Annotated in this window: 11 protein-coding genes; 10 read left to right on the top strand and 1 reads right to left on the bottom strand. The window is 63.2% G+C overall.

Annotated features, from left to right (window positions below):
* Positions 1-185: 185 nt before the first annotated feature.
* Positions 186-2627: a penicillin-binding protein 1A gene (locus tag PKB_RS26375; RefSeq protein WP_043255943.1), complete on the bottom strand. Its 2442-nt coding sequence runs from the start codon at positions 2625-2627 to the stop codon at positions 186-188.
* A 185-nt stretch (positions 2628-2812) separates the two neighbouring features.
* Between PKB_RS26375 and PKB_RS26370 the strand changes: the two genes are divergently transcribed.
* The 10 genes from PKB_RS26370 to PKB_RS26325 all read left to right on the top strand — a co-directional run bounded on the left by PKB_RS26370 (position 2813) and on the right by PKB_RS26325 (position 17298).
* Positions 2813-3877 (top strand): pilus assembly protein PilM, encoded by a 1065-nt coding sequence (locus PKB_RS26370; protein WP_043255941.1) that lies wholly within the window; start codon positions 2813-2815, stop codon positions 3875-3877.
* Entirely contained in the window at positions 3877-4476 is a 600-nt protein-coding gene (gene pilN, locus PKB_RS26365) for a type 4a pilus biogenesis protein PilN (protein WP_043255938.1), read from the top strand. The genes PKB_RS26370 and pilN overlap by 1 nt, the downstream gene beginning before the upstream one ends.
* Positions 4473-5153 carry a type 4a pilus biogenesis protein PilO gene (pilO, locus tag PKB_RS26360; RefSeq protein WP_052355394.1) on the top strand — a complete coding sequence of 227 codons (681 nt, stop codon included), beginning with the start codon at positions 4473-4475 and terminating at the stop codon, positions 5151-5153. The genes pilN and pilO overlap by 4 nt, the downstream gene beginning before the upstream one ends.
* On the top strand, positions 5150-5674 hold the full coding sequence (gene pilP, locus PKB_RS26355) for a type 4a pilus biogenesis lipoprotein PilP (RefSeq protein WP_043255936.1): 525 nt from the start codon (positions 5150-5152) through the stop codon (positions 5672-5674). The genes pilO and pilP overlap by 4 nt, the downstream gene beginning before the upstream one ends.
* A 57-nt stretch (positions 5675-5731) precedes the next feature.
* Positions 5732-7819: a type IV pilus secretin PilQ gene (locus PKB_RS26350; RefSeq protein ID WP_043255934.1), complete on the top strand. Its 2088-nt coding sequence runs from the start codon at positions 5732-5734 to the stop codon at positions 7817-7819.
* An 8-nt stretch (positions 7820-7827) separates the two neighbouring features.
* Positions 7828-8346 (top strand): shikimate kinase AroK, encoded by a 519-nt coding sequence (gene aroK, locus PKB_RS26345; RefSeq protein WP_043257824.1) that lies wholly within the window; start codon positions 7828-7830, stop codon positions 8344-8346.
* Positions 8347-8397: 51 nt separating this feature from the next.
* Positions 8398-9504 (top strand): 3-dehydroquinate synthase, encoded by a 1107-nt coding sequence (gene aroB / locus PKB_RS26340; RefSeq protein WP_043255932.1) that lies wholly within the window; start codon positions 8398-8400, stop codon positions 9502-9504.
* Between the two features lie 6 nt (positions 9505-9510).
* On the top strand, positions 9511-11184 hold the full coding sequence (locus PKB_RS26335) for an AAA family ATPase (protein ID WP_043255930.1): 1674 nt from the start codon (positions 9511-9513) through the stop codon (positions 11182-11184).
* Positions 11185-11406: 222 nt separating this feature from the next.
* A complete protein-coding gene (gene gltB / locus PKB_RS26330) occupies positions 11407-15852 on the top strand; it encodes a glutamate synthase large subunit (RefSeq protein ID WP_043255928.1) in 4446 nt (1481 codons plus the stop codon).
* A 27-nt stretch (positions 15853-15879) separates the two neighbouring features.
* Positions 15880-17298, top strand: coding sequence for an FAD-dependent oxidoreductase (locus PKB_RS26325; protein WP_043255926.1), 1419 nt, complete (start codon positions 15880-15882; stop codon positions 17296-17298).
* Positions 17299-17407: the final 109 nt, after the last annotated feature.

The following is a 17407-nucleotide window of genomic DNA, read 5'->3' as shown; positions in this document are numbered from 1 at the left end:
GGCGCATTGCGCGCCTTCGGAAGGTTGCTGCGGGCAGCGCCCGGCGAATCGGATGGGGTCGATTGCACAGGCGCTGCTTTCCGCCGCATCCCGAGGTTAATCAAAGGCTTGGCAGATTGCTATCAAACCTTGAGAAATTTTCTCGGGCATAGCAAAAGCCCCTCCGGAGAGGGGCTTTGCGTGGATCAGAACAGGTCCATCGGCGTGCCTTCGTCAGCCGGCATGCCTGAGCCGGGCGAGGTGCCGGGAGCCAGCTCGTTCATCGGCGGCGGAGTGTCCTCGGCCTTGAACAGTTCGAAGTAGGCCCCCGGCGTTCCCGGCGGCGCGGCGCGGCCGCTGACCGGATCGATGCGCTGGCTGACCAGGCCCGGCGGTTCGGGCAGCACATGCGATGGCTTGTCCTTCAGTGCGGCGCCCATGTAGCGCATCCAGATCGGCAGTGCGACGTTGCCGCCGAACTCCATGCGGCCGAGGCTTTCCGGCTGATCGAAGCCAACCCACACGGTAGTCATGTAGTCGGCGTTGAAGCCTGAGAACCAGGCGTCCTTGGAGTCGTTGGTGGTGCCGGTCTTGCCTGCCAGGTCGTCACGCTTCAGCGCCAGGGCGCGGCGGCCGGTGCCGCGCTTGATTACGTCCTGCAGCATGCTGGTCATGATGTAGGCGGTGCGTGCGTCGATGATGCGTTCGGCCGGAGTTGGCTCGTAGGTGGTCTTGGCGTGTGCCGGATCGTTGTCCTCGGCGGGCGCGGCGGTCGGCTGCGCGGTGGCCTGGCCCTGGCCGGCGACCTGGGCAGTGTCGTCGACCGGTACGCTGGCCGGATTGGCCTGGAACAGCACCTGGCCGTCACGGCTCTCGACGCGGTCGACTATGTAGGGGCTGACCTTGTAGCCGCCGTTGGCGAAGGTGCTCCAGGCGCCGGCGATTTCCAGCGGCGTCAGGGTTGCGGTGCCCAGTGCCATGGACAGGTTGGGCGGCAGCTCCTGGACGTCGAAGCCGAAGCGGCTGATGTAGTTGCGCGCGCGCTCTACACCGAGCGATTGCAGCACGCGGATCGACACCATGTTGCGCGACTTGTAGAGCGCCTCGCGCAGCGGAATGGGGCCGAGGAAGGTGTTGGTGTCGTTCTTCGGTCGCCAGACCTTGTCCAGGTATTCGTCGACGAAGACGATGGGCGCATCGTTGACCAGGCTGGCGGCGGTGAAGCCATTGTCCAGCGCGCAGCTGTAGATGAACGGCTTGAAGCTGGAGCCGGGTTGGCGCTTGGCCTGGGCAGCGCGGTTGTAGCTGCTCTGCTCGAAGGAGAAGCCACCGACCAGCGCCATGATGGCGCCGTTGCGCGGGTTCAGCGAAACGAGGGCGCTTTGCGCGGCGGGCACCTGGGTCAGGCGCAGGCTGCCGTCGTCGCGGCGCTGCACGCGAATCACGTCGCCTGCCTGCAGCACATCGCTGGGCTGGCGAGGTACCGGGCCCATGCTGTTGCTGCTGAGGAAGGGGCGGGCCCACTTCATGTTGTCCCAACTGATGGTCTCGTCCTTGCCATCGCGCAGCAGGACCATGACGCCGCTTTTTTCAACGCGGGTGACGATGGCTGGCTCCAGGCCGCCGAGCGGGCGTTGCTGGGCGATTGCCTGGCGCCAGGCGTCCATGGACTTGCCGGGCAGGCGAGCTTCCGGGCCGCGGTAGCCGTGGCGCTGGTCGTATTCCTGGAGACCGTCGCGCAGGGCATCGTTGGCGTTGCTCTGCAAGTCGCTGTGCACGGTGGTGTAGACGCGGTAGCCCTCGGTATAGGCGTTGCTGCCGTAGCGGCCGACCATTTCGGCGCGGGCCATCTCGGCGATATAGGGGGCATTCAGCTCGGGGCTCGGCACGTGGTAGGACGCGGCCACGGGCTCGGCAATGGCGGCCTGGTAGCGGGCCTGGTCGATGAAGCCGAGCTTGTTCATCCGCTCGAGGATCCAGTTGCGCCGCTCCATGCTGCGCGCCACGTTCGCCAGCGGGTTGTAGCGCGAAGGCGCCTTGGGCAGGCCGGCGATCATCGCCATCTGCGCCAGGCTCAGCTCCTTGATCGACTTGCCGTAGTAGACCTGAGCGGCGGCCTCGATGCCGTAGGCACGGTTACCCAGGTAGATCTTGTTGATGTAGAGCTCGAGGATCTCGTCCTTGGTCAGCTCGCGCTCGATCTGCAAGGCCAGGAGGATTTCGGTGATCTTGCGCGAGAAGCTGCGCTCGTTGGTCAGGAAGTAGTTCTTCGCGACCTGCATGGTGATCGTGCTGCCGCCAGTCTGGATGTGCCCGGTCGTCAATAATTGCGCGGCAGCGCGCATCAGACTCTTCACGTCCACGCCATAATGATTGGCGAAATTATCGTCCTCGGCGGACAACAGGGCGTGAATGAAGTCTGGGGGAATGTCCGCGAAGCGAATGGGCGTCCGGCGCATCTCACCGAACTCTGCTATCAATTTGTTATCACTGCTGTAAACGCGCAGCGGGATCTGCAGCTGCACGTTACGCAGGGCGTCTACCGAGGGCAGGTTGGGACTGAGGTAGAGATAAGCGCCGCTTAAACTGAGCAGCACTCCACAAAATATGGCGACGCAAGTCCACCACAGAAACTTCAGCAGGCGCATTGGAAGGTCTTGGATTTCCAGGGAAAAGAAAGAGTTAAGCGAAACGCGCGGCGAAAAGGGAAAAGCTGTTCACATTATAAGCAGTTTTTTTGCCAGCGAGCTATTTGCGCGGGTGTCAAGTCTGGTATCTAATGTCAAAAAACATAAATCGTCCGTAAGTCTCGGATGCTGATAGGAAATCAGTCGTGCTAGGGCTCTTCAATAAGAAAGCGAACACACTGCTGGGGATCGACATCAGTTCGACTTCGGTCAAGCTCCTTGAGTTGAGCCGCTCCGGTGGCCGCTTCAAGGTCGAGGCTTACGCGGTCGAGCCGCTGCCCCCGAACGCGGTGGTAGAAAAGAACATCGCCGAACTGGAGGGGGTCGGCCAGGCGCTGTCGCGCGTGGTCGCCAAGGCGCGCACCGGCGTGAAAACCGCCGCCGTCGCCGTCGCCGGATCGGCGGTCATCACCAAATCCATCGAGATGGATGCTGGCCTCTCCGAGGACGAGCTGGAAAACCAGCTCAAGATCGAGGCGGACCAGTACATCCCCTACCCCCTGGAGGAAGTCGCCATCGACTTCGAGGTCCAGGGGGTATCGGCTCGCAACGCTGAGCGCGTCGATGTGCTCCTGGCGGCCTGCCGCAAGGAAAACGTCGAGGTGCGCGAAGCTGCGCTGGCGCTTGCAGGGCTGACCGCCAAGGTGGTCGATGTCGAGGCCTACGCCCTGGAGCGCGCCTTCGGTCTGCTCGGTGACCAGTTGGGCGGTAACGCCGATGAGCTGACGATCGCTGTGGTCGACATTGGCGCGACCATGACGACCCTGAGCGTGCTGCACCACGGCCGCACTATCTATACCCGTGAGCAACTGTTCGGCGGGCGCCAACTTACCGAAGAGATCCAGCGTCGCTATGGTCTGTCGGTCGAAGAGGCTGGCCTGGCGAAGAAACAGGGCGGGCTCCCGGACGACTACGAAAGCGAAGTGCTGCAGCCGTTCAAGGATGCGGTGGTTCAGCAGGTCTCCCGTTCCCTGCAGTTCTTCTTCGCCGCAGGTCAGTTCAACGACGTCGATTACATCCTGCTCGCCGGTGGCACGGCTTCGATCCCAGATCTGGATCGCCTGATCCAGCAGAAGATCGGCACGCCCACCCTGGTAGCCAACCCCTTCGCCGACATGGCCCTGAGCAACAAGGTGAATGCCGGGGCGCTGGCCAGTGATGCGCCCGCGCTGATGATTGCCTGCGGTCTGGCGATGAGGAGTTTCGACTGATGGCACGCATCAACCTACTGCCGTGGCGCGAACAGCTCCGCGAGGAGCGCAAGCAGCGGTTCCTGGTGGCACTCGGTGGTGTCCTGCTGGTGTCCGCCGGCCTGGTGTTCCTGGGCGACCAGTACTTCAGCTCGGCGATCGAGAACCAGACTGCGCGTAACGACTTCCTGCGCAAGGAAATCAGTGTCCTCGATGCGCGTATCAAGGAAATCAGCGAGCTCAAGACCCGTCGCCAGCAATTGCTTGAGCGGATGAAAATCATCCAGGACCTGCAGGGTAACCGACCGATCATCGGGCGCATCTTCGACCAGCTCGTGCGTACGCTGCCCGACGGCGTGTACTACACGGACCTGAAAATGAGCGGCAAGAGCATCGCCATCGCAGGCGCTGCCGAGTCGAACAACCGGGTTTCCAACCTGATGCGCAACCTGGACGCTTCCGAGTGGCTGACCGCGCCGAACCTCACAGAGGTCAAGGCGGTGACCCAGGGCGCTGTCGACCAGGCCAACACCTTCCAGCTGACCGTCCAGCAGACGCAGCCGAGCGAGAAGGCTCAGGAGCAAGAGAAGAAAGTGGCCGCGCAAGGAGCCAAGAAATGAGTCTGGCCGAATCCCTTGAAAGCTTGCGCAAGATCGACATCAACGAACTGGACCTGAACAACCTCGGCTCCTGGCCGGTTGCGGTGAAGGTGATCGCCGGTGCGCTGCTGATGGCTGTGGTGCTGGCGCTGGGATACAACTTCCACCTCAAGGACATGCAGGACCAGCTCGATCAGCGCCGCACCGAGGAAGAAACCCTCAAGCAGCAGTTCGCGAGCAAGGCGTTCCAGGCGGCCAACCTGGATGCCTACAAGGCGCAGATGAAGGAGATGGAAGAGTCCTTCGGCGCTCTGCTGCGCCAGCTGCCCAGCGATACCGAGGTGCCTGGGCTGCTGGAGGACATTACCCGTACCGGTCTGGGTAGCGGTCTCGAGTTCGAAGAGATCAAGCTTCTGCCTGAGGCGACGCAACAGTTCTACATCGAACTGCCGATACAGATCAGCGTGGTGGGCGGCTATCACGACTTGGCGACATTCGTCAGCGGTGTATCGAGCTTGCCGCGAATCGTCACGTTGCATGATTTCGAGATCAAGCCTGCGAGCGCGGACAGCACCAGCAAGCTGCGCATGACAATCGTGGCTAAGACCTATCGCTATAACGACAAGACGGTACAGGCCAAGCCGGGCAGCAAACCTGCTGCAGGTAAACCGGCAGCTTCGGCGGGGGCCAAACAATGAAGACTCGCCTGATACTGAGCGGCTTGGTTACGTTGATGTTGGCTGGTTGCGGGGCCGGCGGCGATTACGCTGACCTGCAGGCCTATATGGATCAAGTGCGCGCCAAGCCCAAGGGTGCGATCGAGCCGCTGCCCAAGTTCCAGCCTTACGAAGCATTTACCTATAACGCCTCGTCGCTGCGCAGCCCGTTCCAGCCACCGGTGAAGATCGACCTGGCGGTTAAGCAGAAGGGCTCGAAGGTGGTCAAGCCTGACGAGACCCGGGTCAAGCAGTTCCTCGAAGGCTTCAACATCGAAACTTTCGAGATGGTGGGTACGCTGTCGAATCCGCAAGGCATGTTCGGCCTCGTTCGCGGTGCCGGAGGGGTGCATCGGGTGAGGGTTGGGGACTACCTGGGGCGTAATGATGGAAAGATCGTATCCATCAGCGAAGGCAAGATCGATGTAGTCGAGATCGTTCCTGACGGAGAGGGGGGCTGGCTGGAACGGCCGCGCTCCCTGACGCTCAAGGAAAGGTCCTAAGGGGCGGGGATGACCATGAATTACAAACTGCTGTCTGCGCGACGGATTCAGACGACGATGAACAGAACGATGACCCGCCTGGGCGTTGCCCTGCTGGTAGGCCTTTTTGCACCGCATCTGCTTGCGGCCGACCTGCAGAGCCTTGACGTGGCCTCGCTGCCGGGCGATCGCGTGGAGCTCAAGCTCGGCTTCGACCAGCCAGTGGTGGCGCCGCGCGGCTATACCATCGAGCAACCCGCGCGTATCGCGCTGGATCTGCCTGGTGTGCAGAACAAACTGGGCAGCAAGAACCGCGAGTTGGGCGTGGGTAACGCCCGCAGCGTGACGGTTGTCGAGGCCAAGGATCGAACCCGGTTGATCATCAACTTGGGCACGCTGGTGCCGTATTCGACCCGGACCCAGGGCAACAATCTGTTCATTCTCGTCGGCCAGGGCACTGGAGCTTCCGCACCCGTGGCCACTGCTGCGCCAGCGGCGACCAGCTATGCCTCTTCGGCTCGTCCGGCGCAGCCCAAGCCTTACATTCCGGCCGGCAAGGCGATTCGCAACATCGACTTCCAGCGCGGTGATCAGGGTGAAGGCAATGTCGTCATCGACCTCTCCGATCCTGGTGTCAGCCCGGATATTCAGGAGCAAGGCGGCAAGATTCGCCTGAATTTCCCCAAGACCCAGCTTCCTGAAAGCCTGCGTGTGCGCCTGGACGTGAAGGACTTCGCCACTCCGGTGCAGTTCGTCAACGCTTCGGAAGCGGGTGGAAACGCCACCATCAACATCGAGCCGAGCGGTCTGTTCGATTATCTGGTGTATCAGACTGACAACCGCATGACCGTGAGCATCAAGCCGCTCAGTGCCGGTGATGCCGAGAAGCGTAAGAAGGACACCTTCGCCTACACCGGCGAGAAGCTGTCGCTGAACTTCCAGGACATCGACGTACGCTCCGTCCTGCAGCTTATCGCAGACTTCACCGACCTGAACCTGGTGGCTTCCGATACTGTGCAGGGCAACATCACCCTGCGCCTGCAGAACGTGCCCTGGGACCAGGCGCTGGATCTGGTGCTCAAGACCAAGGGCCTGGATAAGCGCAAGATCGGCAACGTGCTTCTGGTGGCGCCGGCTGACGAGATCGCCGCTCGCGAGCGCCAGGAGCTGGAAGCGCAGAAACAGATTGCCGAACTGGCGCCCCTGCGTCGTGAGTTGATCCAGGTGAACTACGCCAAAGCGTCTGATATTGCCAAGCTGTTCCAGTCGGTCACCGGTAGCGCTACCGGTCGTGGTGCTTCGGCCGCGACCGCGAACACCGATAACCGCGGTTCGATCACCGTGGATGATCGCACCAACTCGATCATCGCCTATCAGACTCAGGACCGCTTGGATGAGCTGCGCCGCATCGTTTCGCAGCTCGACATTCCTGTGCGCCAGGTGATGATCGAGGCTCGTATCGTCGAGGCGAGCGTCGATTACACCAAGGAGCTGGGTGTGAACTGGAGCGGATCGCTGAGCAATCGTGGCAACTGGAACGTTTCCGGTGGCACCGACAGCACCTCGCAGACCTTCGTTGACCTGGGCGTGAGCACTACTACTCCGACGTCCGGTATCGGCATCGGCTTCGTGACCAACAACACCGTTCTCGATCTTCAGCTCAACGCGATGGAAAAGACCGGTAACGGTGAAGTGGTATCGCAGCCCAAGGTGGTCACCTCGGACAAGGAAACCGCGAAGATCCTGAAAGGTACCGAGGTTCCGTACCAGGAAGCGAGCTCCAGCGGCGCGACCTCGGTTTCCTTCAAGGAGGCCGCACTGTCTCTGGAAGTCACTCCGCAGATCACCCCTGACAACCGCATCATCATGCAGGTCAAGGTGAACAAGGACGAGCCGGACTACCAGAACGCACTGCTCGGCGTTCCGCCGATCAAGAAGAACGAGGTCAATGCCAAGGTCCTGGTCAATGACGGCGAGACCATCGTTATCGGTGGTGTGTTCTCCAACACTCAGACCAAGACGACCGCGAAGGTACCGTTCCTGGGTGATGTGCCGGTAGTCGGTCGCCTGTTCAAGAATGACTACGTGACGGACACCAAGAACGAGCTTCTGGTTTTCCTCACTCCCCGGATCATGAATAATCAGGCCATTGCTATCGATCGTTGATCAATGCCGTGCCTAATCTGATTCTGGTTGGCCCGATGGGAGCTGGAAAAAGCACCATCGGGCGTCTTCTTGCCAAGGAGCTGCACCTCGATTTCAAGGATTCCGACAAGGAAATCGAGCAGCGCTGCGGTGCCAATATCCCCTGGATCTTCGATGTCGAAGGCGAAGTCGGTTTCCGTGAGCGGGAACAGGCGATGCTCGCCGAGCTCTGTGCCAGCAGCGGGATGGTGATTGCCACGGGTGGCGGTGCCGTCCTGCGCGAGGCCAACCGCGCGGCGCTGAAGACCGGCGGCAAGGTCATCTACCTGCATGCGTCTGTCGATCAGCAGATCGCCCGTACCGCGCGCGACAAGAATCGGCCCCTGCTGCAGAAGCCGAATCCCGGGCAGATCCTGCGAGACCTCATGGCTCAGCGCGATCCGCTCTATCGGGAAGTCGCCGACGTGGTGGTGGAAACCGACGAGCGGCCGCCGCGCCTGGTGGTTCTGGAGATACTCGATCGTCTGCGCAGGCTGGAGCGCCATTAAAGGCCGCCCGGTTCTGCGTTATCCTAATGCCCTTTCTTGCCTGGGGGCTTCATGCGCACACTGACTGTCGATCTCGCCGACCGCAGCTACCCGATCTACATCGGGGAGGGGCTGCTCGACGACCCGCATTACTTCGCGCCGCACATTCGTGGCAAGCAGGTGGCGATCGTCACTAACGAGACCATTGCGCCGCTGTACCTGGAGCGCCTGCAGAAGACGCTTTCAGGGTATGCGCAGATCGCCGTGGTGCTGCCGGATGGCGAGGCGTACAAACAGTGGGAAACCCTGCAATTGATCTTCGACGCGTTGCTCGAAGCTCGGCATGACCGCAAGACTACGCTGATCGCTCTGGGCGGTGGTGTCATCGGTGACATGACCGGATTCGCAGCCGCCTGCTACCAGCGCGGTGTCGACTTCATTCAGGTGCCGACCACGCTGTTGTCCCAGGTGGACTCTTCGGTGGGCGGCAAGACCGGCATCAACCACCCGCTGGGCAAGAACATGGTGGGTGCTTTCTACCAGCCGCAGGCTGTGGTGATCGATGCCGCTTCGCTGCGCACTTTGCCGCCGCGTGAGCTGTCCGCTGGCCTGGCCGAGGTCATCAAGTACGGGCTGATCTGCGACGAGCCCTTCCTGGCTTGGCTGGAAGCGAATATCGAACAGTTACTGGCGCTCGAGCCTACCGCACTGAGCGAAGCTATCGAGCGCTCCTGCGCCGCCAAGGCGCGTGTCGTCGGGGCAGACGAGCGTGAATCCGGCGTGCGTGCGACCCTCAACCTGGGGCACACGTTCGGCCATGCCATCGAGACGCACATGGGGTACGGCGTCTGGCTGCACGGCGAGGCCGTGGCTGCCGGAACCGTGATGGCACTGGAGATGTCGCATCGTCTAGGGTGGCTCAGTGTCGAGCAGCGCGACCGCGGTATCCGCCTGCTGCGTCGAGCGCGGTTGCCGATCGTGCCGCCGCAGGAAATGACAGTCGAGCATTTCCTTGAGCACATGGCGGTAGACAAGAAAGTACTCGATGGCCGGCTACGTCTGGTCTTGTTGCAAGGGATGGGGGCTGCAGTGGTCACGGCCGAATTCCCCCGTGAAATTCTGGAAGAAACGCTGCGTACTGATTATCAGGCCCTGGCCGATCAGTTAGGAGAACATTGAGGTCCCATGTCCAGCTTGCATGCCGATGAGGCCTTCCTGGCCCACTATCAGTTCAGCCACGACCCCTTCGCTCCGCGGGTGCCCGGCTTCAAGTTCTTCCCGGCGCAGCGCAAGCCGGTGCTTGGTCAGCTGCATCACCTGGCCCGCTACAGCCACCTGCTGCTAGCGGTGACCGGTCCACTGGGTAGCGGCAAGACGCTGCTGCGCCAGGCGCTGGTCGCCAGCACGAACAAGGATGCCGTCTCCAGTGTGGTGATCTCCGGTCGTTCGGCGGCCGACGAAGCCACCCTGATGCGTCAGCTGGCGCAGGGCCTGGGCATCACCCAGGTGAGCATCGAGGCGACTCTTGCCAAGGTGGCTCAGCTCGCCATCACCGGGCAGGACGTCTACTTGCTGGTGGATGATGCCGAGCAGCTACGCGACGGCGCGCTCGAGGTGCTCCTGTTGCTGGCTGCCGGTAACAGCGAAGCCCGCCTGCATGTGTTCCTCTTCGGTGAGCCGGAGCTGCTTTCCCGCCTCGAAGGGCTTTCGGAGGGCGAGGAGCGCTTCCACGCCATCGAGCTGCAGCCCTACACGGAGGAAGAAACCCGCGAGTACCTGGCGCAGCGCCTTGAGGGTGCTGGTCAGGGGGGGGAGCTGATTTCCGACGATTTGCTGGCCGACATTCAGGAGCAGTCCGGCGGCTGGCCGGGCTCGATCAACCAGGTGGCGCGCGACGCCTTGATCGAGGCGATGCTGGCCGACCGTGGCGGTGCCCGCAAGGCGGCTGCCACTTCCCCCGTGCGTCTGCCGAAGAAGCACCTGCTGGTGCTGGGTGTGGTTGCCATCGGCGTGGTTGCGGCCTGGTTCATGCAGGCTCGCACCAGCAAACCAGAGGCGCCTGCCCAGGCTTCCAGCCAGGCGCAGCCGGGTGCTCAGGCGCCGGCTGCCAATGGTTCGGGGCCGTCGGTAGAGTTCGCTGGCTCCAACCAGCCGGTGCCGCTGCCGCTGGTAGGCCAGTCGCAGCCGGTGATTCGCGAGTCCATGGCGCAGGCTGGTGGGCAGGAAGACGCCGACGAAGGCGGCATGCCGTCCGCTGACGTTCCGCCGACCGTGACGACCTCCGCGCCGCCGGTGACGCCGCTCGCCAGCAAGACCGCTCCGCAGCCGCTCAATCCGGTTCCGCCGGCGCCAACCGCTGCCATTGCCAGCAGTGCGCCCGTCCAGCCTGTGCAGCCGGTCGCTCCGGTTCCCGAGCCGGTAAGCAAGCCTGCGCCGGTTGCCAAGGCAGAGCCGGTCAAGCCAGTTGCCAAACCAGTTGCCAAACCGGCCAGCAAACCGGCAGAGTCCAAGCCTGTCGCCAAGGCGGCGGCTCCTGCCAAGGCGCCGGTCGCCAGTGGTGGCGGCGCTGGCAGCCAGTGGTATCGTTCGCAGCCGGCCGCGCACTATGCGGTGCAGGTGCTGGGCACCGCTTCGGAAGCCAATGCCAAGGCCTTCATCAGCCAGCAAGGCGGCGGCGAGTACCGCTACTTCCGCAAGACCTTGCAGGGCAAGCCGATCTACGTGGTCACCTACGGCAGCTTCCCAAGTCGCGCTGCCGCCCAGGCAGCGGTCAAGGGCCTTTCGGCCAAGGTGCAGGCAGCCAAACCCTGGCCGCGCACCTTCGCCAGCATCCAGCAGGACATCGCTGGCAGCCACTGATCCGGCTGTCGCAAAAATGAAAACCCGTCAGTCGAGATCACGACTGACACGGGTTTTTTCTTTCATGGATGCGACATTGAATTTCAGTCTGTCGCCAAAAATTTGTGACACGCAATGTAGCTATGTACAATGGCCTCCCTTTGCCTGTCGGAAACTTGCCGCTTGAGCGAGAAGACAGGTGAAGTCGCTGAATTAAAAAAGTTTTGCCGGTGAGAGTTCCCTATGAAAGCAGGTCTGTACCATCCTGAGACGTTCAAGGATAACTGCGGATTCGGCCTGATCGCCCATATGCAGGGCGAGCCGAGCCATGAGCTTCTGCAAACCGCCATCGAAGCACTGACCTGCATGACCCACCGAGGTGGGATCAACGCGGACGGGAAAACCGGGGACGGCTGCGGCCTTCTGATCCAGAAGCCCGATGAGTTCCTGCGTGCGGTGGCGAAAGCCGAATTCGCGACCGATCTGCCCGCCCAGTACGCGGTGGGCATGGTCTTCTTCAACCAGGACCCGGTGAAAGCCGAGGCCGCTCGCGCGAACATGAACCGCGAGATCGAGGCCGAAGGCCTGCAGCTGGTCGGCTGGCGCAAGGTGCCGATCGACACCAGCGTGCTCGGTCGCCTGGCCCTGGAGCGCCTGCCGCAGATCGAGCAGGTGTTCGTCGGCGGCGAAGGCCTGTCCGACCAGGATTTCGCCGTGAAGCTGTTCTGCGCGCGTCGCCGTTCCTCGGTGTCCAACGCCGCCGACGCCGACCATTACGTCTGCAGCTTCTCGCACAAGACCATCATCTATAAGGGCCTGATGATGCCGGCGGACCTCGCCGCCTTCTATCCGGACCTCTCGGACGAGCGCCTGAAGACCGCCATCTGCGTCTTCCACCAGCGCTTCTCCACCAACACCCTGCCGAAATGGCCGCTGGCCCAGCCGTTCCGCCTGCTTGCGCACAACGGCGAGATCAACACCATCACCGGCAACCGCAACTGGGCGCAGGCCCGTCGCAGCAAGTTCACCAACGAGTACATGCCGAGCCTCGACGAGCTTGGCCCGCTGGTGAACCGCGTGGGTTCGGACTCCTCGAGCATGGACAACATGCTCGAGCTGATGGTCACCGGTGGCATGGACATGTTCCGTGGCCTGCGCATGATCATTCCGCCGGCCTGGCAGAACGTCGAGACCATGGACGCCGATCTGCGCGCGTTCTACGAATTCAACTCGCTGCACATGGAGCCGTGGGACGGCCCCGCCGGCGTGGTGCTGACCGACGGCCGCTACGCCGTCTGCCTGCTCGACCGTAATGGTCTGCGCCCGGCGCGCTGGGTCACCACCAAGAACGGCTACATCACCCTGGCTTCGGAAATCGGCGTGTGGGACTACCAGCCCGAGGACGTCCTGGCCAAGGGCCGCGTCGGCCCGGGCCAGATCCTCGCGGTGGATACCGAGACCGGCCAGCTGCTGCAGACCGAGGACATCGACAACCGCCTGAAGTCGCGCCACCCGTACAAGCAGTGGCTGCGTCAGAGCGCGCTGCGCATCCAGGCGTCGCTGGACGACGACCAGGGCGCTGCCAGCTACGACAGCGACCAGCTCAAGCAGTACATGAAGATGTTCCAGGTCACCTTCGAGGAACGTGACCAGGTACTGCGCCCGCTCGCCGAGCAGGGCCAGGAAGCGGTCGGCTCGATGGGCGACGACACCCCGATGGCGGTGCTGTCCAAGCGTATCCGTTCGCCTTACGACTACTTCCGCCAGGTCTTCGCGCAGGTGACCAACCCGCCGATCGACCCGCTGCGCGAAGCGATCGTGATGTCCCTGGAAACCTGCCTGGGCGTCGAGCAGAACATCTTCGAAGAGTCGGCGCACCACGCCAACCAGGCGATCCTGACCACCCCGGTGATCTCCCCGGCGAAGTGGCGCAGCCTGATGAACCTGGATCGTCCGGGCTTCGATCGTCACCACATCGACCTGAACTACGACGAGTCCGTCGGCCTCGAAGCGGCGGTGCGCAACATCGCCGACCAGGCCGAGGAGGCCGTGCGCGCCGGCAAGGTGTTGCTGGTGCTCTCCGACCGCCACATCGCCCCCGGCAAGCTGCCGGTGCATGCGGCCCTGGCTGTCGGCGCCGTACACCACCGCCTGGTGCAGACCGGCCTGCGCTGCGATTCCAACATCCTGGTGGAAACCGCCACCGCCCGTGACCCGCACCACTTTGCGGTGCTGGTCGGCTTCGGTGCGTCCGCGGTCTACCCGTTCCTCGCCTACGAGGTGCTGGCCGACCTGATCCGTACCGGCGAAGTGCTGGGCGACCTCTACGAGGTGTTCAAGTACTACCGCAAGGGCATCTCCAAGGGCCTGATGAAGATCCTGTCGAAGATGGGCATCTCCACCATCGCCTCCTACCGTGGCGCCCAGCTGTTCGAAGCCATTGGCCTGGCCGACGAAGTCACCGACCTGTGCTTCCCGGGCGTGCCGAGCCGCATCCAGGGCGCGCGCTTCCTCGACATCGAGAACGAGCAGAAGCTGCTCGCCGGCGAAGCCTGGAACAACCGCAAGACCATCCAGCAGGGTGGCCTGCTGAAGTTCGTCTACGGTGGCGAGTACCACGCCTACAACCCGGACGTGGTGAACACCCTGCAGGCCGCCGTGCAGCAAGGTGACTACGAGAAGTTCAAGGAATACACCGCGCTGGTGGACAAGCGTCCGGTGTCGATGATCCGCGACCTGCTGAAGGTGAAGACCGCCGCGCAGCCGCTGAGCCTCGACGAGATCGAGCCGCTGGAGTCCATCTTCAAGCGCTTCGATGCCGCCGGCATTTCCCTTGGCGCGCTGTCGCCGGAAGCCCACGAGGCCCTGGCCGAGGCGATGAACCGCCTGGGTGGTCGCTCCAACTCCGGTGAGGGCGGCGAGGACCCGGCGCGCTACGGCACGCTGAAAAGCTCGAAGATCAAGCAGGTGGCCACCGGCCGCTTCGGCGTGACCCCGGAATACCTGGTCAACGCCGAGGTCCTGCAGATCAAGGTGGCCCAGGGCGCCAAGCCCGGCGAGGGCGGCCAGCTGCCGGGGGGCAAGGTCAACGGCCTGATCGCTCGCCTGCGCTACGCGGTGCCGGGTGTGACGCTGATTTCGCCGCCGCCGCACCACGACATCTACTCCATCGAAGACCTCGCCCAGCTGATCTTCGACCTCAAGCAGGTCAACCCGCAGGCGCTGGTTTCGGTGAAGCTCGTGTCCGAGCCTGGCGTCGGCACAATCGCCGCCGGCGTGGCCAAGGCTTACGCCGACCTGATCACCATCTCCGGCTACGACGGCGGTACCGGCGCATCGCCGATCACCTCCATCAAGTACGCCGGTAGCCCGTGGGAGCTGGGCCTCGCCGAAGCGCACCAGACCCTGCGCGGCAACGACCTGCGCGGCAAGGTCCGCGTGCAGACTGACGGCGGCCTGAAGACCGGCCTGGACGTGATCAAGGCGGCCATCCTCGGCGCCGAGAGCTTCGGCTTCGGCACCGCGCCGATGATCGCCCTGGGCTGCAAGTACCTGCGCATCTGCCACCTGAACAACTGCGCCACCGGCGTAGCCACCCAGAATGACAAGCTGCGCAAGGACCACTTCATCGGCACGGTCGAGATGGTGACGAACTTCTTCACCTTCATCGCCAGCGAGACCCGCGAATGGCTGGCCAAGCTGGGCGTGCGCAGCCTCGCCGAGCTGATCGGTCGCACCGACCTGCTGGAAGTCCTGCCGGGTGAAACCGCCAAGCAGGGCAACCTCGACCTGACTCCGCTGCTGGGCAGCGACCTGATTCCGGCCGAGAAGCCGCAGTTCTGCGAAGTCGAGAAGAACCCGCCGTTCGACCAGGGCCTGCTGGCCGAGAAAATGATCGACCTGGCGCGTTCGGCCATCGAAGGCGCCACCGGCGGCGAGTTCGAGCTGGACATCTGCAACTGCGACCGTTCCATCGGTGCCCGCGTGTCCGGCGAAATCGCCAAGCGCCACGGCAACCAGGGCATGGCCAAGTCGCCGATCACCTTCCGCTTCAAGGGCACCGCGGGTCAGAGCTTCGGCGTGTGGAACGCCGGCGGCCTGAACCTGTACCTGGAAGGCGACGCCAACGACTACGTGGGCAAGGGCATGACCGGCGGCAAGCTGGTCGTCACCCCGCCCAAGGGCAGCCCGTTCAAGACCCAGGAGTCGGCCATCGTCGGCAACACCTGCCTGTACGGCGCCACTGGCGGCAAGCTGTTCGCCGCCGGCACCGCGGGCGAGCGTTTCGGCGTGCGTAACTCCGGTGCTCACGCGGTCGTGGAAGGCACTGGCGACCACTGCTGCGAATACATGACCGGCGGTTTCGTCTGCGTACTGGGCAAGACCGGCTACAACTTCGGCTCCGGCATGACCGGTGGCTTCGCCTACGTCCTCGACATGGACAACACCTTCGTCGACCGCGTGAACCATGAGCTGGTGGAAATCCAGCGGATCAGCGGTGAAGCGATGGAGGCCTACCGCAGTCACCTGCGCAAGGTCCTGGTGGAATATGTTGCGGAAACGGCGAGCGAGTGGGGTGCGAACCTGCTGGAAAACCTCGACGACTACCTGCGTCGCTTCTGGCTGGTCAAACCCAAGGCAGCGAGCCTCGGCTCCCTGCTGACCAGCACCCGTGCCAACCCGCAATAAGTGCCTGAAGTCGAAAGAGGTCTTGAAATGTCTGAACGTCTGAATAACGACTTCCAGTTCATCGAAGTCGGGCGCAAGGATCCGAAGAAGAAGCTCCTGCGCCAACGCAAGCGCGAGTTCGTGGAGATCTACGACCTGTTCAAGCCGCAGCAGGCGGCTGACCAGGCGCATCGCTGCCTGGGTTGCGGCAACCCGTACTGCGAGTGGAAGTGCCCGGTGCACAACTTCATCCCCAACTGGCTGAAGCTGGTCTCCGAAGGCAACATCCTGGCCGCCGCCGAGCTGTCGCACCAGACCAACACCCTGCCGGAAGTCTGCGGCCGGGTGTGCCCGCAGGATCGCCTCTGCGAAGGCGCCTGCACCCTGAACGACGGCTTCGGCGCGGTGACCATCGGCTCGGTGGAGAAGTACATCACCGACACCGCCTTCGCCATGGGCTGGCGCCCGGACATGTCCAAGGTCAAGCCGACCGGCAAGCGCGTTGCCGTGATCGGTGCCGGTCCGGCCGGCCTGGGCTGCGCCGACGTGCTGGTGCGCAACGGCGTGACTCCGGTGGTGTTCGACAAGAACCCGGAAATCGGTGGCCTGCTGACCTTCGGCATCCCCGAGTTCAAGCTCGAGAAGCAGGTGATGAGCCGTCGCCGCGAAGTCTTCACCGGCATGGGCATCGAGTTCCGCCTGAACACCGAGATCGGCAAGGACGTGACCATGCAGCAACTGCTCGACGAGTACGACGCAGTCTTCATGGGCATGGGCACCTACACCTACATGAAAGGCGGCTTCCCCGGCGAGGACCTGCCCGGCGTGACCGACGCGCTGGACTTCCTGATCGCCAACGTGAACCGCAACCTGGGCTTCGAGAAGTCGCCGGAAGACTTCATCGACATGAAGGGCAAGCGCGTGGTGGTCCTGGGTGGTGGCGACACCGCGATGGACTGCAACCGCACCTCTATCCGCCAGGGCGCCAAGGCCGTTACCTGTGCCTACCGCCGTGACGAAGAGAACATGCCCGGCTCGCGCAAAGAGGTGAAGAACGCCAAGGAAGAGGGCGTGAAGTTCCTCTTCAACCGCCAGCCCATCGCCATCGTCGGTGAAGACAAGGTGGAAGGCGTGAAGGTGGTCGAGACCCGTCTCGGCGAGCCGGACGCCCGCGGCCGTCGCAGCCCCGAGCCGATCCCGGGCTCCGAGGAAATCATCCCGGCGGAAGCCGTGCTGATCGCCTTCGGTTTCCGTCCGAGCCCGGCACCGTGGTTCGACCAGCACCAGGTGGAAATCGACAGCCAGGGCCGCGTCATCGCCCCGGCCGCCGCGCAGTTCAAGCACCAGACCAGCAACCCGAAGATCTTCGCCGGTGGCGACATGGTCCGTGGTTCCGACCTGGTGGTGACTGCGATCTTCGAGGGCCGCACGGCTGCCGAAGGCATCCTGGACTACCTGGGCGTGTAATCGCGCCCACGGCTGCGGCATTCTGCCGCGAATGACAAAAGGCACGGCACCCGCCGTGCCTTTTGCTTTGGGCTTTGCGAAAATGCCGGCACTTTTCTGCCGGATGCCG

It is taken from the genome of Pseudomonas knackmussii B13 (assembly GCF_000689415.1).
GTDB lineage: Bacteria > Pseudomonadota > Gammaproteobacteria > Pseudomonadales > Pseudomonadaceae > Pseudomonas > Pseudomonas knackmussii.
This window is presented reverse-complemented; position numbering and strand designations above follow the sequence as displayed.

Excerpts from the sequence above, each read along its gene's own strand:
- pilP (WP_043255936.1), top strand. The coding sequence starts at position 5,150 with ATGAAGACTCGCCTGATACTGAGCGGCTTGGTTACGTTGATGTTGGCT.
- PKB_RS26325 (WP_043255926.1), top strand. The coding sequence starts at position 15,880 with ATGTCTGAACGTCTGAATAACGACTTCCAGTTCATCGAAGTCGGGCGC.
- PKB_RS26335 (WP_043255930.1), top strand. The coding sequence starts at position 9,511 with ATGTCCAGCTTGCATGCCGATGAGGCCTTCCTGGCCCACTATCAGTTC.
- PKB_RS26350 (WP_043255934.1), top strand. The coding sequence starts at position 5,732 with ATGAACAGAACGATGACCCGCCTGGGCGTTGCCCTGCTGGTAGGCCTT.
- gltB (WP_043255928.1), top strand. The coding sequence starts at position 11,407 with ATGAAAGCAGGTCTGTACCATCCTGAGACGTTCAAGGATAACTGCGGA.
- pilO (WP_052355394.1), top strand. The coding sequence starts at position 4,473 with ATGAGTCTGGCCGAATCCCTTGAAAGCTTGCGCAAGATCGACATCAAC.
- PKB_RS26375 (WP_043255943.1), bottom strand. The coding sequence starts at position 2,627 with ATGCGCCTGCTGAAGTTTCTGTGGTGGACTTGCGTCGCCATATTTTGT.
- aroB (WP_043255932.1), top strand. The coding sequence starts at position 8,398 with ATGCGCACACTGACTGTCGATCTCGCCGACCGCAGCTACCCGATCTAC.
- pilN (WP_043255938.1), top strand. The coding sequence starts at position 3,877 with ATGGCACGCATCAACCTACTGCCGTGGCGCGAACAGCTCCGCGAGGAG.